Source organism: Luteimonas sp. TWI382, assembly GCF_039674545.1.
Classification (GTDB): Bacteria; Pseudomonadota; Gammaproteobacteria; order Xanthomonadales; family Xanthomonadaceae; genus Luteimonas.
Genome location: NZ_JBDJNS010000020.1, coordinates 1 through 22,551 on the forward strand (window position 1 = coordinate 1; position 22,551 = coordinate 22,551).

Genomic DNA, 22,551 nt, shown 5'->3' on the forward strand with positions numbered 1-22,551 from the left:
GGACGCGGGTGCGTTTGCTTGCACGGGCGCGCTGGCCTGCACGTTGCCTGCGGGCACGCTGCCGGGTACTTACACGCTGACCTACACCGCGACCGTCAATGCGGATGCGACCGGAAGCGTCGGTAACGTCGTCGTGGCCAGTAACCCGGCTGGCGGCAACGATCCCGATCCGGTCTGTACGACCTGCGAGACCGAACATCCTGTCGTCGCCACGTCGATCACGGTGAGCAAGACCTCCAACCCGGCGTCCGGCAGCGAGGTGTCGCCTGGCGACACGTTGACCTACACGCTGACCGCGACGGTCGCGAATTCGGCGACGACCGAAGTGCTGACGCTCGCCGATACCCTTGGCGCAGGTCTGACCTTTGGTGCGGTCACCGATGCCGGCGCGTTCGCCTGCACCGGTGCGCTGACCTGCACGCTGCCTGCCGGCACGCTGCCGGGTGTCTACACGCTGACCTACACCGCAACCGTCAATGCGGATGCGACGGGCACGCTGGGTAACGTTGTGGTGGCGACCACGCCGACCGGCGGCAACGACCCCGAGCCGGTGTGCACCACCTGCCAGACCGAGCATAAAGTCGAACAGCCGACGATCGAGGTCGCCAAGGCCTCTGAGCCAGGGAGCGGTGCGGAAGTGCGCGCAGGCGATGTGCTCGTCTACACGCTGACCGCTATCGTCGCCAACTCGGCCACCCTCGACACGCTCACGCTGACCGATACGCTTGGCGCGGGTCTGAGCTTCGGCGAGGTGACCGATGCCGGTGCGTTCACTTGCACGGGCGCGCTGACCTGCACCTTGCCGGCCGGCACGCTGCCGGGCAGCTATGCGCTGACGTACACGGCCACCGTGGACAGCACCGCCACCGGAACCGTCGGCAACGTCGTGACGGCCACCGGCGGCACCGGGGAGGGTGGTCCTCCCCCGACGTGCGGCGCATGCAGCACCGAGCATCCTTTGGCGGAGCCGCGCGTGCGCATCGCCAAGCACGCCACGCCCGGCGAGGCGCAGGAAGTGCAGGTCGGCGATGTCATCGAGTACACGCTGACCGTGGAGGTTGCGAATTCGGCCACGCTCGCGGATATGCGGCTGTCCGATACGCCCGGGCCGGGTCTGGCCGTGGGCGTGCTGCCGACGGGTTGCGTTGCCGAGGGCGGCAACGTGGTCTGCATGCTGCCCGCCGGCACCGTGCCGGGCACCTACACCTTTGTGTATCCGGCAACAGTGACCGCCGATGCGATCGGCGCTGTGGAGAACCGGGTGTCGGGTGGTTATGTGAACGAGGGCGGTGGTTCTGAGCCCGAGTGCACCACCTGCCAGACCCGCCACGAGGTGTCCGACAAGGCGCAGTTGCGCATCAGCAAGGCTGTGGGTAGCCGGACTGTGAAGATCGGCGATCTGGTGCGCTACACCGTGACCGTGGAGAACGTGGGTGTGGTGAACGTGACCGACGGCATCGTCGTGGACACGCCGCCCGCGGGCTTCAGCTACGTCGAAGGGTCCATGGCGGTCGCCGATCGCGATGGTGCCTTCACTCTCACCGGCCAGCACCCGCTGCGTATCGGCGGCGTCGACATTGCCGTCGGCGAGCGCGCCACCATCGTGTATCTGCTGCGCGTGGGCGCTGGCGTACGGCAGGGCGTGCACATCAACGAAGCAGTCGCGGTGGACGTGAACGGGACGCCGGTGTCCAACGTGGCGACCGCCCAGGTGTCACTGGATGCAGACCCTCTGTTCGACGACAGCCTGGTCTTCGGCACCGTGTTCGACGATCGCGACGGTGACGGTTGGCAGGACCGCGCGGATCTGTCCGGTGTGCGGGTGCAGGGTGGCTTCCCGCCCGACCTGTACGTCGCCGGCTCCACGACGATCGACCGCGGCGATGGCCCGCAGCCGCTCGCCGATGCCAGCGCGCCGCTGCTCCACGGCATCGAGGTCGGTGCGATCTCGGCCCGGCAGTCCTTGGGCGATCCGGCCGAGGCCCATCGCGTGATCATCCGCCAGCGGCTGACCGCGCCCGACTTCAGCGACGACTTCGTCCTGGTCAGTGGGCAGGGCGTCACCGTGCGCATGGCGGCCGATGGGTCGACCCGCGTGGAGCGCGAGGGCGAGGCAGCGAAGGGGCTCAATGCCGCCGAGCCGGTGGTGACGCGCCGCGTATCGGCGGTCGAGAACGGCTACGAAGTGGCCTACATCATCGAGAACCACGGCATCGATGAGCGCGGCATTCCGGGCGTGCGGATCGCGTCAGTGGAGGGTCTGCTGATCGAGACGGACCAGTACGGCCGCTATCACCTGGCCGATGTGCAAGGCGGGGACTGGCGCCACGGCCGCAACTTCATCCTGAAGGTCGATCCGGCCACGTTGCCGCCGGGCACGGAGTTCACCACGGCGAACCCGCTGGTACGGCGTGTCACGCCTGGCTTGCCGGTGCGCTTCGATTTCGGTGTGCGTCTGCCGGTCGAGCAGATACCCGGAGGCGAGCAGCGGATCGATCTGGAGCTCGGTGAGGTGATCTTCGCACCCGGCAGCGCGGAGGTCCGCGCGATGTGGTTGCCGGCGATCGAGCGGATGGCCGAACAGGTCGAGCGCTACCGCGGCGGCGATGTCTCGATCGTCGCCGAAGGCGGCAACTACGCGCTGGCGTTCGCCCGTGCGGCAGCGGTACGCGACGTGCTTCAGGCGCGGGTCGGGCCGGAAGCGCAGGCGGGCCTGTCGGTTGCGCTGCGCACCGTGGTGGACGACCCGCATGCGCTGGTGGCCGGGGTGGATGCCAGGGGCGCATTGCTCGGAACTGTGCTGTTCGACACCGATCGCGCCGAGATCCGGCCGGAGTTCGGCGCGCTGCTCGACGAGGTCGCCCGGCGTCTAGAGGCGCTCGGTGGCGGCGTTGTGGTGCTCGTCGGCCACACCGACGTCCGCGGATCGCACGCCTACAACACGGCACTGGGTCTGCGCCGCGCGACTGCGGTGCAACAGGCGCTGGCGGCGCGATTGCCTGCGCAGACCAGACAGAAGGTCCGCGTGGAAGCCAGCGCCGACCCGGCGGCGCCGATCGATGCAGAGCGCAAGTGAGGAATAGCTGGATCATGAAGATGAAACTGCTCGATACCGCCTTGATCGGCATCCTGGCCGGCATGAGTTCCGCCGTCCTGGGGCAGCCGAGGCCGGCGGCGCTTGCGACGGATCCTGCGATGGACTGCGACGACGGCGCCTGCACCACAGAATCTGGCGACCTGGTGTTCCGGGTGCGCACGCGCAGCTTCGACCAGCCTGTGACCGTCGACACCGACGCGGGCTCGTCGTCGGAGGCGCTGCAGCCCGACCGCCGGGTGTCCATCGCATTGGACGAGCCCGGCCGCGCAACCGTTCGCGGTGCCTTCTCTGCCCAACTGCCCGGTGGCGGTGTGGTCTGGGCCACCGAGGACCCCAGCCTGGGGGCGCCCGAGCTGACGGTGTCGGCCCCGGCGATGGTGGCCTTCGATGCGGGGCGCATCGTTGAGCCGGTCAAGTTCTTCGTCCGCAGCAACTATGTGTCGTTCGTCGAGCGATACGAGCTGACGCTCTATCGGGGCAACGATGCCGACCTGGTCGAGCCGGTCGCCCGCTTCGGGCTGCCGGTCGAAGCGGTCTCGCAGAGCGAGTGGGATGGCGCGTTGCCGGCGGGCCTGGCGCTCCGGACGGGCGATGAACTGGTGTACGTCCTGCGTGCCTACGACACCGCGGGCAACTTCGACGAGACCTCGCCTCGCAAGCTGCAACTGGTGCGCCCTGACGAGGCCGAGCGCGGCATCCAGCGACTGCGCGACGGAGTCGAGCGTTCACTCGGCACTGCGCTGGGCAGCGAGCAGGCGCGCAATCAGGCTCTGATCGACGACGTCTTCGCCGGTAACGGACTGCGCCAGCAGAACATCCCGATCTACGGATCGCGGGTGCGCGTGCAGGGCCGCAACCTGCCTGTTGGCTACGGCCTGCGCATCAACGGCGAGAACTACCCCGTCGATCTCGAACGCAAGTTCGTCGCCGAGTACCTGATGCCGATCGGCCACCATCGTTTCGACATCAGCCTCGAGGCGCCGGAGGGCGAGCCGCCGTTGCAGCGTGCGCTGGAGGTCGACGTCAGCGGTCGCTACTTCTTCGGCGTGGGCCTGGCCGATGTCACGGTGTATCAGAACAAGGCCAGCGGGCCCGGACGTTCGTTGGCCATGGCAGGCCGCGAGGACGACATCCTCAGCGACGGCCGCCTGGCCTTCTATCTGAAGGCGAAGGCCCAGGGCAAGTACCTGATCACCGCACAGGCCGATACCCAGAACCGTCCGCTGCAGGATCTGTTCGACGGCTTCACGTCCGCCGATCCGCAGGACGTGTTCCGTCGTCTCGACCCGGATCTGTACTACCCGACCTATGGTGACGACTCGAGTGTCTGGCGCGATGTCGACACCATGGGGCGCTTCTACCTGCGCGCCGAGTGGGACAAGAACGAGGCGCTGTGGGGCAACTTCAGCACCGGCCTGACCGGTACCGAGTACGGCCAGTACGTCCGTTCGCTCTACGGCGCGGCGCTGAACTGGCGGTCGCGCGGTGCCAATGCCTGGGGCGATCCGGTCACCCAGTTCCGGGCGTTCGCGTCCGAAGCGCAGACCGCGCCGGGCCACAGCGAGTTCATCGGCACAGGCGGCAGCCTGTACTACTTGCGCCACACCGACGTGCTGCCCGGTTCCGACCAGGTGGTGTTGGAGGTGCGTGACCGGACCACCGGTCGGGTCGAGCAGCGGGTGGTACTGCTGCGTGGCGCCGACTATGAGATCGACGAGCTCCAGGGCCGCATCCTGCTGACCCGAGCGCTGGCCCAGATCACGCGCCAGAACATGCCGACGCTCACGCGCGATGCGCCGCTCGACGGTCTTGAGCAGCGGCTGATCGTGGACTACGAGTGGGTGCCGAACGATTTCAACGCCGACGAGATCGCCGCCGGCGTGCGCGGCAAGCATTGGTTCGGCGATCACCTCGGCATCGGCCTGACCTACGTCGACGAGAACCGTGCCGGCGAGGACTACTCGCTGATGTCGGCCGACGTCACGCTTCAGGCCGGCAAGGGCACCTACCTCAAGCTCGAGCACAGCCGGACCGAATCGACCAGCGCACCGGTGTTCTTCTCCGACAACGGCGGCCTGAGCTTCAGCCGGCTCAACCCCAGCGGATCCCGCGAGGGCGAGGCAACTGCGCTGGAGGCCCGTGCGAACTTCCAGGAGCTTGGCTGGAGCGAGCAGCCGTGGAGCGCGGGTGCGTGGTGGCGCCAGGTCGAAGCGGGCTATTCGATCTCGCGCTTCGATACCGGTGCGCAGATCGAGGAGTACGGGGCGGAGGTGCTGGGCCAGTTCGGCGCCAACGTGGGCGTCTATGCGCGCTACAGCCGGGCCGAGCGCAACGCGGATAGCCTCACCCAGGCCCAGGCCAATGCCGAGTGGCGGATCGGCGAGGCCGATGCGCTCGCATTCGAGTTGCGGCGGGTCGAGGAGGCGCGCGGCTCCTTTGACGCAGCAGGTCTGCTCGGTGCGTTGCGCTACACCCGCCGTTTCGGCACTGCGCTGGATGTCTACGGCACCGCGCAGCTGACCTTGGACGACGACAGCGGCCGCTACGCGGACAACGATGCGTTCACGCTGGGGGGGCGCTACAACTTCGCCAATCTCTCCACCGTGGGCGCGGAACTGACCACGGGCGATCGCGGCGACGCCGCACGCGTGGATGCCGAGTATCGACTGTCGCCGCAGCACAGTTTCTACGGGGCCTATACCTATTCCACCGACCGCAGCGACTACGATCCGCTGTTCAACCCCAATGCGCAGAACGGTTGGACGCTGGGCCAGCGCTGGCGCCTGTCCAACCAGGTCAATCTCTTCAACGAGAGCCAGTTCCTCAAGAGCCGGCGCGAGAGCGGCCTGGCCCATACCTACGGCATGGATTTCTTCCCGGCCTACGGCTGGAACCTTGGCTTCACCTTGAGCGACGGCGAACTGACCAACAGTGACGGCGGCCAGGTCGACCGGCGTGCGGTGAGCCTGAGCGGCGGGCGGACCTCCGGCGACACCAGCTGGCAGAGCAAGCTGGAGTGGCGTGAGGACACCGGTGCCGAGCGGATCACGCAGTGGGTCACCACCCATCGCCTGACCCACAAGCTCAACGAAAGTTGGCGGATTGCCGCACGCTTCAACTACGCCGACACCCAGGACGATCTGAATCCGCTCGCCAGCGCCAAGTTCATCGAGAGCAATCTCGGCTTTGCGTACCGCCCTTGGAACAGCACGCGCTGGGGCCTGTTCGGTCGCTACACCTATCTCTACGACCTGGCGACGCTGGGCCAGCTCGGCGGCGCGCAGTACGATCAACGCACGCAGGTGCTGTCGCTCGAAGGCGTGTATCGGCTCGATCATCACTGGGAGTTCGCCGGCAAGCTGGCTCGGCGCGAGGGCGACGTGCGCTTCGGTCGCGGCACCGGCGCCTGGTTCGATTCGGCCACCACGTTCGCCGCGGGCCAGGTCCGCTACGAACTGATTGAGCGCTGGCACGCGATGGCGGAGTACCGTTGGCTGGACGTCAAGGATGGCGGGACGCGCAAGGGCTGGATGGCCGGCCTCGACCGCGACATCGGTCGGAACTTCCGCATCGGCGCCGGCTACAACTTCACCGACTTCACCGACGACCTCACCGATTTCGATTACGACCACCGGGGCTGGTTCGTCAACTTCGTGGGCAGCTACTAAAAGAAGCAGCACAGGCTGACCGCACCGATGAGCAAAGGTTCGACTATGAAAGATCGCCACGCCACAGTTTCCACCCAGCGCCGCGCCTCCCTGCTGGGCGCCGCCCTGACAGCCGCGCTCGCGGCCATCGCCATGCCGCAAGCATCCGCCCAGGTGGGGGTGAATGCGGTGCAGCGCAGCTTCATCAATCTGAGCTTCGAGCAGCCGAACCTGCAGACTGCGGGCTGCCGTGTGTATATCGGCGAGCAGTTCGTGCCCGGCTGGACGACGAGCCACGGGCTGCACAACCAGGAGAATGTCGGCAACTGTGTGCCGCCGGCCGGTTTCGTTGCGGGGCAGCAGGCGCGCATTCTCGAGTTGTGGCGCACCCCGCGGACCAACGGCGGGCTGACGGTAAATGCACGCAGTGGTTCACAGCTGGCCGAGCTCAACGCCGAGCAGCTGTCGCGTATCTCGCAGAACGTCTGCCTGGTCCCCGGCGACGTGGTGCGCTGGCAGTTCAGTCATCGTGGGCGCAGCAGTGCCACCGTCCAGGACCGCATGGCGTTCCTGCTCGGCACCGCACCGATCGTGCAGGTGGGCACCACCAACAACGGCGGCGGTGGCGTCCTCTCCACATCGCAGGGCACCGCGACGTCCGTACTCGGGCCCAATGGGTGGCGTGACTACAACGGCAGCTTCCCCTACAGCGGGGCGGGCGGTGTCACCAACATCGGCTTCGAAGCGCTGTCGGGTGCGGCGACGACCGGCAACTTCCTTGATGACATCCAGGTCTACCTCAAGCCCTTCATCGAGTTGACGGGCACTGGGTTCGAGACCGTAGAGGGCACCAGCGCAGGTCTGCCGGAACTGCGGGTCGTCGGCACACTCGACAACGACCTGAACATCGTGGTCTCGGTCACCGGCGGTACCGCCGTGCTGGGGACCGATTTCACGACCCCGACCGGCTCCAATACGTTCAGCGTGTTTATTCCCGCGGGCACCTACGATGGAGACGTTGCAATGCCACTCGGCCTCACGTCGCTGGGCAATGCCATCATCGACGGCAGCCGGACCGTGCAACTGAGCCTTCAACCGAGTCCCGACGACTATCTGCTCAGCTCCACGCAGGCGTGCGGCGCTGCCGCGATCGCCCAAGCCACGTGGACGTTGCTCGACGACGATCTTGATCTGTCGATCGAGAAGACCGCGTCGGCCACGAATGTGCCAGTGGGCGGTAACGTTGCTTTCACGCTGACGGCGGCGCATCTTGCAGGCGTGGACGGCAGTGGCGCGGTGATTCGCGATCCCGCCGTCGCCGGCCTGGACTGCAGCGCGGCTGTGGTGTCGTGCAGCGCGAGCGGTGGCGCCGTCTGCCCGGCATCGCCGACGATCGGGGCGTTGCAGAACGCTGGCCTGGTCGTCCCGACGTTGCCGGTGGGCGGGCAGCTCGAACTCGGCTTCAGTTGTGTCGTGACCGCGACGCCGTAGCGCAGCGCGCGACAGGGCGGCGTCGCGACGGGCGCGCCGAATCGGCGGAGACCCGTGGCCCGGTGGCCGCGGGACCCTGCGGTCACGGAGCCGAGGGCGTCAGCCGGCTTCGTGCACGGTCTCGAGTACGGCGTCGCCGTAGCGCTCGAGCTTGCCCGCGCCGACGCCGCCGATCCCCCCGAGTTGGCCCAGCGTCAGCGGCCGCTGGCGTGCGATTTCGCGCAAGGTGGCGTCGTGGAAGATCACGTACGCCGGCACGTTCTGCTCGCGGGCGAGCGTGGCGCGTAGCGCGCGCAGGGCCTCGTACAGCGGGCGATCGACGGGGGCCAGTTCGATGTCGGCCGTCGCCACCGCGCGTGCGGTGCGCCCGCGCTCGCGAGCGGCGGTGGGCTTGCGCAGCATCACCCGCTCCTCGCCCTTGAGCACCGCGCGGCTGGCCTCGGTCAGGCGCAGTCCGCCGTAACCCTCGGCATCGACCTCGAGCAGGCCGTGGGCGACGAGTTGGCGCAGCACCGCCTTCCAGGCGCGGGCGTCGAGGTCGCTGCCCACGCCGTAGGTACTGAGTTGCGCGTGGCCGAACTGCCGGATGCGCTCGTTGTCGCTGCCGCGCAGGATGTCGACGATGTGCGCGGCGCCGAAGCGCTGGCCGCTGCGGTACACGCAGCTCAGCGCCTTCTGCGCGGCGACCGTTGCGTCCCAGGCTGCCGGCGGATCGAGGCAGTTGTCGCAGTTGCCGCAGGCCCGGCCTTCGCCGGTGCAGGCGTAGTCCTCGCCGAAGTTCGCCAGCAGCACCTGGCGCCGGCAGCGCATGGTTTCGCAATAGCCGACCAGTGCATCGAGCTTGCGGTGTTCCAGGCGCTTGCGCTCGTCGCCCGCGTCGGACTGCTCGATCATCTGCCGCAGCAGCACCAGGTCGCCCAGGCCGTAGCACATCCAGGCTTCGGCGGGCTCGCCGTCGCGCCCGGCGCGGCCGGTCTCCTGGTAGTAACCCTCGATCGACTTGGGCAGGTCGGTATGCGCGACGAAGCGCACATCGGGCTTGTCGATGCCCATGCCGAAGGCGATCGTCGCCACCACCACCACGCCTTCGCTGCGCAGGAAGCGGCGCTGGTTGGCCGCGCGCAGCGAGGCATCCATGCCGGCGTGGTAGGGCACCGCGTCGATGCCCTGGCCGGCCAGGTACTCGGCGGTCTCCTCGACCTTGCGCCGCGACAGGCAGTAGACGATACCGGCCTGGCCACGATGGGCCTGCAGGAAGTCGAGCAACTGGCGCTTGGCGTTGTCCTTCTGGACGACGGTATAGCGGATGTTGGGGCGGTCGAATGAACTGACGAACCGGCGCGCGTCCTCAAGCTGCAGGCGCTCGGCGATCTCGCGCTGGGTCGGCGGGTCGGCGGTCGCGGTCAGCGCGATCCGCGGCACCTGCGGCCAGCGCTCGTGCAGGATCGTCAGCTCGCGGTACTCGCGGCGGAAATCGTGGCCCCACTGCGAGACGCAATGCGCCTCGTCGATCGCGAACAGCGCCAGCGGGGCGCGGTCGAGCAGCGACAGGAAGCGCGGGGTCAGCAGGCGCTCGGGCGCGACGTAGAGCAGGTCGAGCTCGCCGGCCAGCAGTTCGCGCTCGACCCGCTGCGCGGTCTCGGCGTCGAGCGTGGAATTGAGGTAGGCCGCACGCACGCCCGACTGCAGCAGCGCATCGACCTGGTCCTGCATCAGCGCGATCAGTGGCGAGACGACGATGCCCACGCCGTCGCGCAGCAGGGCAGGGACCTGGTAGCACATCGACTTGCCGCCGCCGGTGGGCATCAGCACCAGGGCATCAAAGCCCGCGGCGACGTGTTCGACGATCGCCGCCTGCTCGCCGCGGAACGCGGCATGGCCGAACACGCGCTGGAGCACGCCGAGTGCGTCTTGCGCCGGCGTACGCGCGGGGGACGCGCCGGAATCGGGAAGCGGGAACATCCGCCTAGGATACCGGCTGGCAGGCCGGGGGCCATCGGGCCGCTTTGCTAAGCTCCTGCGTTTTGCACGGGACGGGCGGATGACCTCATCGAGCGGGCGCGGCATGGCGCTGCACACCAAGATGCTGATCGGGTTCGCGATCGGCGCGATCGCGGGACTGTCGATCAACCTGCTGAGCAGCTACGCCGTTGCCAACGACCTGTGGCTGGTGCCCGGGGCCGACGGCCAGCCGGTGCCGGCGTTCCAGCCGTGGGTCCAGGGGCTGATCGTCAATCTCACCGAGCCGGTCGGCCAGCTGTTCCTGCGCTTGTTGTTCATGCTGGTAGTGCCGCTGGTGTTCTCGGCCCTGATCCTGGGCGTGGTCGAAATCGGCGATCCGCGCGCCTTGGGGCGCCTGGGTGGCAAGACCTTGCTGTGGGTGTTCAGTACCACCTGCATCGCGGTGCTGATCGGCCTGGCGATGACCCATCTGCTGCAGCCGGGCTCAGGGATCGATCGGGCCCTCCTGGACGCCGCGATCTCCGACTCGGCGGCTGCCGGGATCGTATCGGGCGACCATAAGCCCGTTGGCGTGATCGAGATGCTGCTCAACATGGTGCCGCGCAACCCCGTGGCGGCTGCGGCCAACACCGATCTGATCGCGGTCATGTGCTTCTCGCTGCTGTTCGGTATCGCAGCTGCCGTGGTCGACTCCCCGGGCACGCGCAGCTTCGTCTCGGCGGTCCAGGGCGTCTACGACATCAGCCTGAAGCTGATCGACTGGGTGATCCGCCTGGCGCCGTACGCCGTCGCGGCCTTGCTGTTCACGCTCACCGCACGGATGGGGCTGGGCTTGATGGTGCAGTTGGGCTGGTTCGTGCTGACCGCCGCCCTGGCGCTCGGGCTGCATTTCTTCGGCGTGTACGGCTTGTTGATCGCGCTGCTGGCCCGGCGCTCGCCGCTTGACGTGCTCCGGGGCGCGCAGCCGGCGCTGCTGACTGCGTTCTCGACCTCGTCGAGCGCGGCCACGTTGCCTACCTCGCTCAAGACCGCCGAGGAGAATCTGGGCGTGCCGCGCCGCGTAGCACGCTTCGTGTGCACGCTCGGCGCCACCGTCAACGCGAACGGCACCGCACTCTACGAAGGCGTGACGGTGCTGTTCCTGGCCCAGCTGTTCGGCGTGGAGCTGACGCTGGTGCAGCAGGTGATGATCCTGGCGATGTGCATCATGGGCGGCATCGGCGCGGCCAGCGTGCCGGGCGGTTCGCTGCCGGTGATCGCGACGATCCTGGTGACCTTCGGCATTCCGGCCGAAGGCATCGCGCTGATCCTGGGCGTCGACCGGTTCCTGGACATGTGCCGGACCACGGTCAACATTGGCGGCGACATGGTGGCCTCGGTCGTGATCGGGCGCAGCGAGGCCGCGCACGACCATGACGACCTCGAAACCGGCGCCGACGGCCAACTGCATGCGCAGCACGTGCACGGCGACCCCGAAGCGCGGCAGCGACCGGGTTGAGTCCCGGCCGGTCGCCGGCAGCCGCGCGATCTGCGCACGGGCCGGCAGCGGAGCGGCGGGCATGGGACAATGGGCGCTTCCGTCCGCCGCTCCCGAGCCCATGACCACGCCGACCCGTCGCGAACTCGCCAACGCCATCCGCTTCCTTGCCATCGACGCGGTCGACGCCGCCAAGTCCGGCCACCCCGGCATGCCGATGGGCATGGCCGACATCGCCGAAGTGCTGTGGAACGACCACCTCAGCCACAATCCGGGCAATCCGGGCTGGATCGACCGCGACCGCTTCGTGCTGTCCAACGGCCACGGCTCGATGCTGCAGTACGCGTTGCTGCACCTGTCGGGCTACGACCTGCCGATCGAGGAACTGAAGAACTTCCGGCAGCTGCACAGCCGCACCGCCGGCCACCCCGAGCGCTACGAGACGCCGGGCGTGGAGACGACCACCGGGCCGCTGGGGCAGGGCTTCGCCAATGCGGTCGGTTTCGCGCTCGCCGAGCGGCTGCTCGCTCAGCAGTTCAACCGCGACGGCTTCGCCATCGTCGACCACCGCACCTGGGTGTTCCTGGGCGACGGCTGCCTGATGGAGGGCATCTCGCACGAGGCCGCGTCGCTGGCCGGCACCCTCGGCCTGGGCAAGCTGGTCGCGTTCTGGGACGACAACCGCATCTCGATCGACGGCAACACCGCCGGTTGGTTCACCGACGACACCCCGGCGCGCTTCGAAGCCTACGGCTGGCGCGTGATCCGCGACGTCGACGGCCACGACGCCGAGGCGATCTCGCGCGCGATCGGCGAGGCCGTTGCGCAGGACGACCGTCCGGTGCTGGTGTGCTGCCGCACGACGATCGGCTTCGGCTCGCCGAACCGCGGTGGCAAGGAGTCCTCACACGGCGCGCCGCTCGGCAAGGAAGAGTCGGATGCCACGCGCGCCGCGCTCGGCTGGACGCACGGCCCGTTCGAGATCCCCGAGGCGATCCGCCATGCCTGGCGCGCGAATGCGGCCGGCCAGGCTCGCGAGGACGCCTGGAACCAGCGCTTCGAGGCCTACCAGGCCGCGCATCCCGAACTGGCGGCTGAGCTGCTGCGCCGCACCCGCGGTGAGCTGCCTGCCGATTTCGCCAAGGCCGCGGACGCATTCGTCGCCAAGCTGCAGGCCGATGGCCCGACGATCGCCTCGCGCAAGGCTTCGCAGATGACGATCGAGGCGTTCGCGCCGCTGCTGCCCGAACTCGTCGGCGGCTCGGCCGACCTCGCGCACTCGAACCTGACGCTGTGGAAGGGCTGCAAGACCGCGGCCAGCCCCGATGCCGATGCGAACTACGTCTACTACGGCGTGCGCGAGTTCGGCATGAGCGCGATCGCCAACGGCCTGGCGCTGCACGGCGGCTTCGTGCCGTTCGACGCCACCTTCCTGGTGTTCAGCGACTACGCCCGCAACGCGGTGCGCATGAGCGCGCTGATCCCGGCGCATGCGATCCACGTCTACACCCACGATTCGATCGGCCTGGGCGAAGACGGCCCGACGCACCAGCCGGTCGAGCACCTGGCGAGCCTGCGCTACATCCCCAACAACGACGTCTGGCGCCCCTGCGATGCGGTCGAGTCGGCGGTGGCCTGGAAGTCGGCGGTGCTGCGTAGCGACGGCCCGAGTTGCCTGGTGTTCTCCCGTCAGAACCTGCCGCACCAGGCGCGCGAGGCGGCGCAGGTCGCCGATATCGCGCGGGGCGGCTACGTGCTCAAGGACGCCGCCGGCACACCAGAGCTGATCCTGATCGCGACCGGCTCGGAAGTCGGGCTGGCGATGGAGGCGGCCGCGCAGCTCGGCGACGGCGTGCGCGTGGTGTCGATGCCCTCGACCGACGTGTTCGAGCGCCAGGACGCGGCCTATCGCGAATCGGTGCTGCCCAATGCGGTGCGTCGCCGCGTCGCGATCGAGGCCGGCGTCACCGGCTTCTGGCGGGCGTATGTCGGCCTCGACGGCGCGGTCATCGGCATCGACCGCTTCGGCGCCTCGGCCCCGGCGGACAAGCTCTACCCGTACTTCGGCATCACCGTCGAAAAGATCGTCGAGGCAGCCAAGGCGCTCTGAGCGCCGCGGCCGTCCCGATACCCGAAGGCCCGCGCAAGCGGGCCTTTTTTGCGCTCAAAACCGGGGTCAGCGTGCAATTTCGTCCAGTGAAATTGCACTCTGACCCCGGTTTTTGGCCTGCGCCGTGCGTCAGGAGGCTTTGGGCGCGGTTGCGTTCTTCAGGTCGTGCTTGCTGCCGCCACGGCAGGTCGGCGAGTCGGGCACCTGCGCCTCGGCTCCCCACTCCTCGGGTGTGAACGTGTGCAGCGCCAGGGCGTGGATGCGTTGCATCTGCTCGCCCAGCGTGCGGTAGACGAGCTGGTGGCGCTGGATCGCGCGCTTGCCCGTGAACGCCTCGCTGACGACCACCGCCTTGTAGTGCGTCTCAAGCCCGCGGCTGTGCATGTGGCTCTCGTCGTGCACTTCCAGGTGGCTGGGTTGCAAGGCGGCGAGGGCATCGCGCAGGTGGTCGGCTCGCGTGGTCATGGCATCGGCAGGGCAAGGAGGCAATGGTCATGATGGCGGCGATGGGCGGCATTGCAATCCCTGGCGGACTGCACGCATACCCCTCGTCGTCGGAACGGCGGGCAGTTGGCGTGTTCGGTGCCGGCAGGCCGCATGCCAGCACGGCACCTGTCCGGGGGCGCATGGAGGCTTGCCGGGGCCGGTCAGTCGCCCGACAAGGGGGGCGCGCTGTCGGCTGTCGCGGTGCGGCGCAGCCCCAGTGCGAGCAGGCGCGCGAGCAGGCGCTCTTGCAGCCCGTGAGGCGCATCGAGGGCCATGCGTTGCAGCGCGGCGGTGTCGTCGGTCCTGCCCTCACGTAGCGCCGCGAGCATGGTGCGCAGCTTGCCGGCACGGGTCGCGGAGGCCGATTTGAGCCAGGCCAACGCCTGCAGCAGGCGCTGTTCGACGGCGTCGAAGTCACTGCCCAGCGGATAGGCCGGCAGGGTGCCATCGCGGCGCAGCGGTGCCAGGGCGTCACGCAGGCGTACGGCGGTGTTCCGGTTCCAGGCCGGTGGCCGGACGAAGCGGGGATCGAGCTTGCCGGCCGCACGGGCGCGTTCGAGCAGCGCGGGCTGGTGCTCGGCATCGGCTATGCGCACCATCGCCCGCACGCAGTCCTCGTCGGTCGCGCCGCGCACGTCGGCGATGCCGTACTCGGTGATGTAGAGGTCGCGCAGGTGTCTTGGGATCGTCGTGTGCCCGTACTGCCAGCGGATGTTCGATTCATAGCGGCCGCCGGCCTCGCGCGTGGCGCGCAACAGCAGCGCCGAGCGCGCGTCGGGCAGCGCGTGTGACATCGCGACGAAGTTGTACTGCCCGCCCACGCCCGAGACCACGCGGCCATCGTCGAGGGCATCGGAGACCGCGGCGCCGAGCGCGGTCGCCATCATGCAACTGTTGAAGAAACGCGCATCGCGGCGCTGCAGGCGCTCGAGCCCTTCGTCGAGTCCGTAGAGCTCGTTGACCTCGCCCACGCGTTTCATGCCGATGCCGCGCCGGGTGTCGTCGTCGAGCCCGCGCAGCCAGGCGTAGAAGTCCGGCGAACCGAGGTAAAACGCGCCGTGCAGAAACTCCCCGTCGCGCTCGATCAGCTCCCGGTCCAGCGCGCTGGCGGTGCCGTCGTTGGCCCGCCGCATCAATGCGGCCTTGTCGACAACCTTGCGGCGGATCACGCCGACCTCGACCAGGCGCTTGAACCCCTCGTTGATCATTTCGCTGCAGCCGTACAGGCCGGTCTCGAACGGGTCGAGTCCACCGCAGGCCACGACGGTGGGATGCGCGATCAGGTCGGGATCGAGCGCCTGCAGCACCCGGCGGTAGGCGGCGTTGTCGATGTGGCGCAACGCCAGCGCGTGGCACAGCGCGTCGGCCAGCGCGCCGATGCCGATCTGCAGCGTACCGCCGTCGCGGACCAGCGTGCTGGCGTAGAACCCGATCGCGTAGTCGGCATCGGACACCGGCTGCCGCGGCAGGCCGAACAGGCGCGGGTACGGGGGCGGCGGCGTCACGACGAGGTCGAAGAATCCGGCATCGACCGCGGCCGTCCCGCCGAGCCACGGCAGTTCGGGGTCGATTTCGGCCACCAGCAGCGGGCGCGGGTGACCGGCCTGGACGAGGGCGTCGATGGTGTCGAAGGTCAGATCGGTGTTCGACGACAGCGACAGGCGGCTGCCGTCCTCGTTGGCCGCAACCTTCTGCACCAGCACGTTGACGCCTCGGTCGACGAGCGCGCGCGCCACGTGCGTGTAGTTGAGGCTGGCGTAGCGGCGCTGCGCCTGGGACGAGCCCAGCATCGCGCCGGACTGCATGTAGAACTCCTCGACGCTGATGTGCGGCGGCAGGGCGTCGCGCATCAACGCCTTCACGTAGTCGAGCCGGATGAAATCCTCGCCGAAGTGGCGTCGCGCGAATGGGCCGAGGAAGCGGCCCTGCAGGTCGCCCCCGCCCGAAGGCGGGTCGAGCGACAGAGCGGTGTAGAGGGTGAGCGGGCGCGAGGGGTCCGCGACTGCAGCGGCGTACAGGGCGTTGAGCAGCCGGTGCGGTTTGCCAATGCCCAGCGGGGCCCCGATGTGCAGCGGGCCGTCGACGTGGGCGCGGATGCGGGCAACGGCAGCGTCGAAGTCTTGGAGATGGGACGTCATGCCGGCAAGCCTACCGGACGTGCGCCTGGTCGCGCAGGCGGGCGGCGCTGCGTGTGGTTCGTGATGACGCATTCCCAAACCGGGGGCAGCGTGCTTGATTTCTTTATTCGGTGTGATGGGCTGGGTGATGGTGCTCGAAATTACACTCTCACCCCGGTTCTGGCTCAGGCGGCCGGGGTGCGCGGCGATTGCGCGGCGGTCGCGGTGACGTCGTCGATCCGCCAGTGGACGGCGCGGGCGGTCTCGCGCACGGCCTGCGCCATCGCGGTGCTGAGGGTGCCGTCTTCGGTCTCCACGAACACCACGCCCGACAGGCGTAGGCCTTCTTCATGGAAGCGCACGCGGCACGTGCGGACGCCGTCGAGGGCGCGAACGGCTTCGCCGACCCGGGCGGGCAGGGGATCGTGATCGCTGCGGTCGGCGTGCTGCGGGCGGGCGTCGTGCATGTCGCGCACGGCGTTGCGCAGGTTGCGCACCCCATCGCGCAGCACCTCGATGGCGATGAAGATCGCGGCCGCGGCGTCTGCCCACCACAGGCCGAAGCCGATGCCGAGCACGCCGGCGATGCCCGCGAGCGCGGTCATCCAGTCGGCCTTGTTCATGTCGGCGTCGGTGTAGAGCGGCTTGGACGACAGTTCGAGCGCCACCTTGAGCTTCAGGCGGCCCAGGATCACCGGCGGGATTGCCGAGACGGCGAGCGCGGCGATCATCAACCAGCCCTGCCAGACCACCGTGTCGCCGATGACGACGGTTCCCACGACCGGACGCGCCCGGGTGATCAGTACGTGCAGGCCGTCGAGCACGAGCAGGGCGCCCATGCCAGTCAGCGCGACCGAGGACGCGAGGAAGGTGATGTCGAACGCGCGCTCGCGACCGTTGATGTAGGTGCGATCGATGCCGCGAGCGCGAAAGCGCAGCGCGATCAGGAACGCGGCCGGCGGCAACAGGCTCAGCAGGTCCTCGACCAGCGCGGTCTGCATCGCCTTCGAGCCGCCCATCGCGACGTACATCATCACCGACACCGCGCCCAGCAGTCCCAGCGACCACCAGCACAAGTGGGCGGCGCGCTGAAGTTCGCGCTGCTGCGCCGGCCCGAGCGGGTCGGGCGTGCGTTCGACGGGCGGCGGTTGCGGACGGTGGGCGTCGGCGCTCATCGCAGCGTCCGCTCGCGGGCGTGGAGATAGCGGTCGATCGACAACTGCCAGGCGTTCTCGGCGGGTGGCAGCGCGAACCGGCGTCGGGCGAAGCCGCCGCCGGGGGCGCGCAGTACGAACGCGCGCGACCAGCCGACATCCGTCCAGGGAGAGTCCGTGCCATGACCGCCGACGACCAAGTGCAAGCGGTTGCCGAGCAGGGCCGTCATCAATGGCTCGTGCCCGTCCTCGACCCACTCGACCGTGTAGCCGTGGTCGCGCGCGAAGGCTTGGATGAGCTCGATCTCACGGCCGGTCGGCGCCTGACCGGCATGCACCTCGACGAACGGCGGGTCGTGACTGACCCCGACGCGCAGGGTCTGGCGCGCGCGCTCGGTACTGCCCTGGGCATCGCGTGGGTAGCCGTCGCAAGCGCTCAGCGACAGCAGAAGCAGGGCGAACCAGGCGCGGATGAACATGGAGGGCGTTATCGGCCAGCCGATGTGCAGGCACGGTGGATGCCAGACCGTCCAGAACCGGGGTCAGAGTGCAATTTCTGGTTCCGATTGCGGGGAAATTGCACTCTGACCCCGGTTTGGCTGGCAGGATTGATTGAGAATCGTTAACATTCGCGTATCGGCGCGATGCGGCTGTGTCGCGCGGTTCCCCTCCCCGCCACAACCAGAAGATCCCCATGCGCCGTCGTCCTTTGCATGTCGCCCCCGTCCGGCGGGCACCGCTCGCCTGTGCGACCTTGGTCGCGCTGTCCACCCTGGGATTCGCGTCGGGCGCGATCGCCGACGACGCCGCGGACCGGGTCACCACCCTCGACGGCCTTCAGGTCAAGGGCGAGCGCGCCGAGGGCTACTCGGTGCGCCGGACGTCGGCCGGTACGCGCTTCGACCTGACTGCGCGCGAGATCCCGCAGTCGGTCAGCATCATCAGCCACGAGCGCATTGCCGACCAGAATCTCGATGACATCATCGACGTGCTGGCCAACACCACCGGTGTCAGCAGCACGCAGTCCGACAGCGAGCGCACTGAGTTCTATGCACGCGGGTTCTACATCGACAGCTACCAGTTCGACGGGCTGCCGACCCAGATGGTGCAGAACTGGAGCTATGGCGATTCGGGGCTCGACCTGGCGCTGTACGACCGTGTCGAGATCGTGCGTGGGGCGACCGGCCTGCTCAGCGGCGCGGGCAATCCGTCGGCCTCGGTCAACCTGGTCCGCAAGCATGCTGACAGCGCCGAGCTGACGGGTAGCGTGTCGCTTAACATCGGCGAGTGGGGCCGTAACCGCACGACTGTCGACGTGACGACACCGCTCAATGCCAGCGGCACCGTGCGCGCTCGTGCGATCGGCAGCTATCTCGAGACCGATGCCCAGATGGAGCGCTACAGCCAGCGCAAGCAGTTGGGCTACGTGGTGATCGATGCCGATCTCACGCCCGACACCCAGCTCAGCGTGGGCTACGACTACCAGCACAAGCGCGCCGACGGGGCGACGTGGGGCGGCTTCCCGATGCTGTATTCGGACGGTACTCGAACCCCGTACGGCCCATCGTTCAACGCCAACCCCGAGTGGACCTACTGGGACACCACCAGCAAGCGCGCGTTCGCGACCCTCACGCATGCCTTCGCCAGCGGCTGGAACCTGCGCGTGGGCGCCACCCACGACCGCACCAAGGCCAACGACAAGCTGTTCTACCCGGCATACAACGACTGGGTCACCGGCGGCTCGCTGCTCGACCGCGACACCGGTGCGGGCGTGACGCCGTCGGCGGGCCTGTACAACACCGAGCGCCAGGTCGACGCGGTGGACGGCTATGTCGAAGGCCCCTTCCAGCTGTTCGGCCGCGAGCATCAAGTGATGGGCGGCCTGAGCTACAACAAGCGCGACTTCGCCAACTACGGTGATTACCAGGGCGGCTGGGCACCGATCGTCTATCCGGACGACCTCCGGAACTTCCCGCAGCCGATCTGGAACCCGCTGAGCCTGGCCAGCAAGGGCACCATCACCCAGAAGGCGGCCTACGCGGCCACGCGCCTGTCGCTGGCCGATCCGTTGAAGCTGATCGTCGGCGCGCGCTACACCGAGTGGGAGAGCGAGGGCGAACTGGCCGATCGCAGCCACACCTCGACCACGCCGTATGCCGGCCTGGTGTTCGAGATCAACGACACGTATTCGACCTACGCCAGCTACACCGAAATCTTCCAGCCGCAGGTCGCGCGCGACATCAACTACAACTATCTGGATCCGGTCGACGGCAAGAGTTACGAAGTGGGTGTCAAGGGTGCGTGGTTCGACAACCGCTTGAATGCATCGTTCGCTGTATTCCGGATCGAGCAGGACAACGTGGCCCAGATCACGACCACACCGATTCCGGGCCATCCGAACGAGTTCGCCTCCATCGCCGCGCGCGGCACCGTCAGCCGTGGCTTCGAGTTCGAGGTGAACGGCCAACTGGCACCGGGCTGGAACGCGACGTTCGGTGCATCGCGCTACGTGGCCAAGGACATCAACGGCGCCGACATCAACACGCGCCTGCCGCAGTCCACGCTCAAGGCGTTCACCAGCTACACCCCGCGCAGCCTGCCGGCGCTGACCGTCGGCGGCGGTGTGAACTGGCAGAACCGTATCTACTACCCGGTGCCGGCCTACGACCTGCAGCTCGAGCAGAGCGGCTATGCGCTGGTCAACGCCTTCGTGCGCTATCAGCTGGGTTCGGAGTGGACCGTGCAGGCCAACCTCAACAATCTGCTGGACAAGGAATACTTGGCGCAGGTCAACGGTTACGGCGCCTACGGCGAGAAGCGCAACGGCCAGCTGACCTTCACCTACAGCTTCTGAGCCTGCCCGCAGGCACCCTGCCTGCGGTTGCGCACGGGGCGTCGCGACGACCGCGACGCCCCGTGCGGGTACTTCACTGGTCGAGCATCTCCGGCCGAAACAGCGCGCGCAGCGAGCGCGTCGGGCCGGCGATCATGAAGCGACCGTCGCCCCGGTAGTGCACGGTCCGCGGCCATACCGGCCGCGCCGCGACGTGTGCGCGGACCACGCGCCAGACGAACAGCGGATAGTCGGCGGTGATCCGGGTCTCGTGCAGCCGGCATTCGAAGTTCGCATGGCACTCGGCGATCCGTGGCGCCCCGACGTCGGTCGCCGCCTGCGCGGTCAGCCCGAAACGTTCGAACTTGTCGCCCTCACGGCCGCTGCAATTGCCGATGCCCACGACGGTGTCGAGCAGGGCATCGGTGGGAAGGTTGATCACGCATTCGCGACTGCGCTTGGCCAGTGCGTGGCTGCGATTGGCCTGCCAGATGTAGGTGCCGACCAGGTCGTCGCCCAGCATCATGTGCCAGCCCAGCGTCATGATCCCGCGCTCGCCGCGGTGGGCGGTCGACAGCAGCACGACTGGTCCCGGTTCCAGGTAGCGTCGGGTGTGTTCGACCGGAACCGATTGCTTGCGTGGACGACGCATCGGCGATGCCTTGGGGCGGGGCGCTCAGTGTGTGCGGCGCGCCGTCGGGGAGGCGTGACCGCGGCGCCATGTCGCCAGCACCAACGTCAGGGTCGCGAGCAGGCAGAGCAGGCCGAACACGTCGCCGACCCGCGTGTAGGGCGTCATACCAGGTGAGGTGCGCGGCAACTGGGCCAGGAGCCGGGCGCCGGGCAGCGGTGCGCTTCGCGCTTCGGCGATAAGCCGGCCCCAGCCGTCGCTGACGCTCATCAGGCCTTCGCGCGCGGGACGAACAACCGCGTAGCCATTCTCCACCCCGCGTACCAGGGTGATGCGCGCGCCCATCCAGGCGTCGACATAGTCGAAGTCCCAGGCCGGCACCAGCATCAGTCCGACAGCATCGCGACCGTAGCGGCGGCCGACGCTGGCGAAGTGCATGTCCTTGCAGATCGCAAGGCCAGTCCGCAGGCCGTCGATCTCCTGCACCGCGATCTCGCTGCCGTGGCGGTAGCCCTGGCGGCGCTCGGGCGGGGCCAGCCGCAGCTTCTCGTAGTCCTGGCGCAGCCGCCCTTCGGGGTCGAACAGCCAGGCCTGGTTGCGCGGCGCGCGGCCATCGTCGATCCCGACGCCCACTTCGAGCCACACGCCGTGCTGGCGGGCGAGCGCGGCGAAGTCGCGTTGCCAGACCGTCGCGGCTGCGGGCGCCAGGATGGCGGCCTTCTCCGGCAGCACGATCAACTCGGCGCCTTCGTCGGCCAGTTGGGCCACCAGGCGGGCATAGCCCTCGCGGACTTCGGTCGCGACGGCCTCGGGCATGCGCGGCAGCACGAGGTCGTCGATCGACGCCAGACCGATGCGCAGGTGGCCGCTGGCCTCCGGGGCAGCTTGCAGTCGGGCGCTGCCGTAGCCGAACGCCGCCAGCGGCACGATTGCGGCCACGGCGAGCGCGAGGACGCGCTGCCGGGCAGGCCAGGAGGTCGCGAACCAAAAGGCGAGTCCGGACGCGGGCAGGCAGAGCACGAACAGCAGGGCCGGCGTGCCGCCCAGCGCGCTGGTCTGCAGCATCGGCAGCCACTCGCTCTGGCTGTAGGCGGCGCTGCCCCACTGGCCGTCGGGCAGTTGTCGGCCCATGACCAGGTCGATGGCGGCCCACGTCAGTGGGTAGGCCAACACGGTCCACCAGCGGGCGAAGCGCAGCACGATGCGCCGCGCCAGCATGATCGCCAGCCACCAGCCCGCTGCGAACCCGCACACGGCCAGCGCCGCGAACGGGGCCGGCATCAGCATCCGCAGATAGCTGGCATAGGTCGTGGCCGCGACCAGCGTGGCGATCAGGACCGCCAGGTGCGCCAGCCCGCGGCGGCGCAGCGACAGCGCGAGCCACAGTGTCGGTGCGGGGGCGAACCAGATCAGCCAGGCATTGGGCTCCGGACCGATGGCCGAGCGCAGCAGCAGGCCGGCCGCCACCGCAAGCAGGACGACGACGGCGGGACGATGAAGCAACGACGGAGTGCGCGACTGGAGCATGGGTGCCGACACGAGATGC

13 protein-coding genes are annotated in these 22,551 nt (G+C 68.7%); 6 read left to right on the forward strand and 7 right to left on the reverse strand.

From position 1 onward, the window contains the following. The 3 genes from ABE505_RS12515 to ABE505_RS12525 form a co-directional block, all read left to right on the forward strand. Positions 1–3,076: isopeptide-forming domain-containing fimbrial protein (locus ABE505_RS12515; RefSeq protein WP_346458282.1), on the forward strand; the 3,076-nt coding region annotated here is incomplete at its 5' end. Positions 3,077–3,096: 20 nt separating this feature from the next. Further along, positions 3,097–6,765: a hypothetical protein gene (locus tag ABE505_RS12520; RefSeq protein WP_346444522.1), complete on the forward strand. Its 3,669-nt coding sequence runs from the start codon at positions 3,097–3,099 to the stop codon at positions 6,763–6,765. Positions 6,766–6,792: 27 nt separating this feature from the next. Continuing rightward, complete coding sequence (locus tag ABE505_RS12525; RefSeq protein ID WP_346444524.1) at positions 6,793–8,235, forward strand: hypothetical protein; 1,443 nt, start codon at positions 6,793–6,795, stop codon at positions 8,233–8,235. Positions 8,236–8,334: 99 nt separating this feature from the next. Here the strand turns inward: ABE505_RS12525 and recQ are convergent, their stop codons facing one another. Next, complete coding sequence (recQ, locus tag ABE505_RS12530) at positions 8,335–10,197, reverse strand: DNA helicase RecQ (RefSeq protein WP_346444526.1); 1,863 nt, start codon at positions 10,195–10,197, stop codon at positions 8,335–8,337. 79 nt (positions 10,198–10,276) lie between these two features. On the opposite strand from recQ, the gene ABE505_RS12535 reads away from it, so the two are divergent. Together ABE505_RS12535 and tkt are read left to right on the forward strand one after the other, a co-directional pair. Continuing rightward, on the forward strand, positions 10,277–11,695 hold the full coding sequence (locus tag ABE505_RS12535; protein ID WP_346444528.1) for a dicarboxylate/amino acid:cation symporter: 1,419 nt from the start codon (positions 10,277–10,279) through the stop codon (positions 11,693–11,695). Positions 11,696–11,795: 100 nt separating this feature from the next. Then, entirely contained in the window at positions 11,796–13,784 is a 1,989-nt protein-coding gene (gene tkt / locus ABE505_RS12540) for a transketolase (RefSeq protein ID WP_346444529.1), read from the forward strand. A 129-nt stretch (positions 13,785–13,913) separates the two neighbouring features. Here the strand turns inward: tkt and ABE505_RS12545 are convergent, their stop codons facing one another. From ABE505_RS12545 to ABE505_RS12560, 4 genes are all read right to left on the reverse strand, one after another. Continuing rightward, positions 13,914–14,249: a BolA family protein gene (locus tag ABE505_RS12545; protein ID WP_346444531.1), complete on the reverse strand. Its 336-nt coding sequence runs from the start codon at positions 14,247–14,249 to the stop codon at positions 13,914–13,916. A gap of 182 nt (positions 14,250–14,431) precedes the next feature. Next, positions 14,432–16,408 (reverse strand): acetyl-CoA hydrolase/transferase C-terminal domain-containing protein, encoded by a 1,977-nt coding sequence (locus tag ABE505_RS12550; RefSeq protein ID WP_346444533.1) that lies wholly within the window; start codon positions 16,406–16,408, stop codon positions 14,432–14,434. A gap of 164 nt (positions 16,409–16,572) precedes the next feature. Then, complete coding sequence (locus ABE505_RS12555; protein WP_346444535.1) at positions 16,573–17,562, reverse strand: cation transporter; 990 nt, start codon at positions 17,560–17,562, stop codon at positions 16,573–16,575. Further along, the gene (locus tag ABE505_RS12560) at positions 17,559–18,020 is read right to left on the reverse strand and encodes a transporter substrate-binding domain-containing protein (protein ID WP_346444536.1); all 462 of its coding nucleotides are present in this window, start codon (positions 18,018–18,020) and stop codon (positions 17,559–17,561) included. The genes ABE505_RS12555 and ABE505_RS12560 overlap by 4 nt, the downstream gene beginning before the upstream one ends. Positions 18,021–18,235: 215 nt before the next feature. On the opposite strand from ABE505_RS12560, the gene fhuE reads away from it, so the two are divergent. Further along, the gene (gene fhuE / locus ABE505_RS12565; RefSeq protein ID WP_346444538.1) at positions 18,236–20,395 is read left to right on the forward strand and encodes a ferric-rhodotorulic acid/ferric-coprogen receptor FhuE; all 2,160 of its coding nucleotides are present in this window, start codon (positions 18,236–18,238) and stop codon (positions 20,393–20,395) included. A 73-nt stretch (positions 20,396–20,468) separates the two neighbouring features. On the opposite strand, the gene ABE505_RS12570 is transcribed toward fhuE, so the two are convergent. Next, positions 20,469–21,026: a flavin reductase family protein gene (locus ABE505_RS12570; protein WP_346444540.1), complete on the reverse strand. Its 558-nt coding sequence runs from the start codon at positions 21,024–21,026 to the stop codon at positions 20,469–20,471. Between the two features lie 24 nt (positions 21,027–21,050). Then, positions 21,051–22,508: a nitrilase-related carbon-nitrogen hydrolase gene (locus ABE505_RS12575; RefSeq protein WP_346444542.1), complete on the reverse strand. Its 1,458-nt coding sequence runs from the start codon at positions 22,506–22,508 to the stop codon at positions 21,051–21,053. Positions 22,509–22,551: the final 43 nt, after the last annotated feature.

What these genes read in the sequence shown, in the direction of transcription:
- ABE505_RS12520 (WP_346444522.1), top strand. Translation starts at nt 3,097, where the DNA reads ATGAAACTGCTCGATACCGCCTTGATCGGCATCCTGGCCGGCATGAGT.
- ABE505_RS12535 (WP_346444528.1), top strand. Translation starts at nt 10,277, where the DNA reads ATGACCTCATCGAGCGGGCGCGGCATGGCGCTGCACACCAAGATGCTG.
- ABE505_RS12545 (WP_346444531.1), bottom strand. Translation starts at nt 14,249, where the DNA reads ATGACCACGCGAGCCGACCACCTGCGCGATGCCCTCGCCGCCTTGCAA.
- ABE505_RS12555 (WP_346444535.1), bottom strand. Translation starts at nt 17,562, where the DNA reads ATGAGCGCCGACGCCCACCGTCCGCAACCGCCGCCCGTCGAACGCACG.
- ABE505_RS12560 (WP_346444536.1), bottom strand. Translation starts at nt 18,020, where the DNA reads ATGTTCATCCGCGCCTGGTTCGCCCTGCTTCTGCTGTCGCTGAGCGCT.
- tkt (WP_346444529.1), top strand. Translation starts at nt 11,796, where the DNA reads ATGACCACGCCGACCCGTCGCGAACTCGCCAACGCCATCCGCTTCCTT.
- ABE505_RS12570 (WP_346444540.1), bottom strand. Translation starts at nt 21,026, where the DNA reads ATGCGTCGTCCACGCAAGCAATCGGTTCCGGTCGAACACACCCGACGC.
- recQ (WP_346444526.1), bottom strand. Translation starts at nt 10,197, where the DNA reads ATGTTCCCGCTTCCCGATTCCGGCGCGTCCCCCGCGCGTACGCCGGCG.
- ABE505_RS12525 (WP_346444524.1), top strand. Translation starts at nt 6,793, where the DNA reads ATGAGCAAAGGTTCGACTATGAAAGATCGCCACGCCACAGTTTCCACC.
- fhuE (WP_346444538.1), top strand. Translation starts at nt 18,236, where the DNA reads ATGCGCCGTCGTCCTTTGCATGTCGCCCCCGTCCGGCGGGCACCGCTC.
- ABE505_RS12550 (WP_346444533.1), bottom strand. Translation starts at nt 16,408, where the DNA reads ATGACGTCCCATCTCCAAGACTTCGACGCTGCCGTTGCCCGCATCCGC.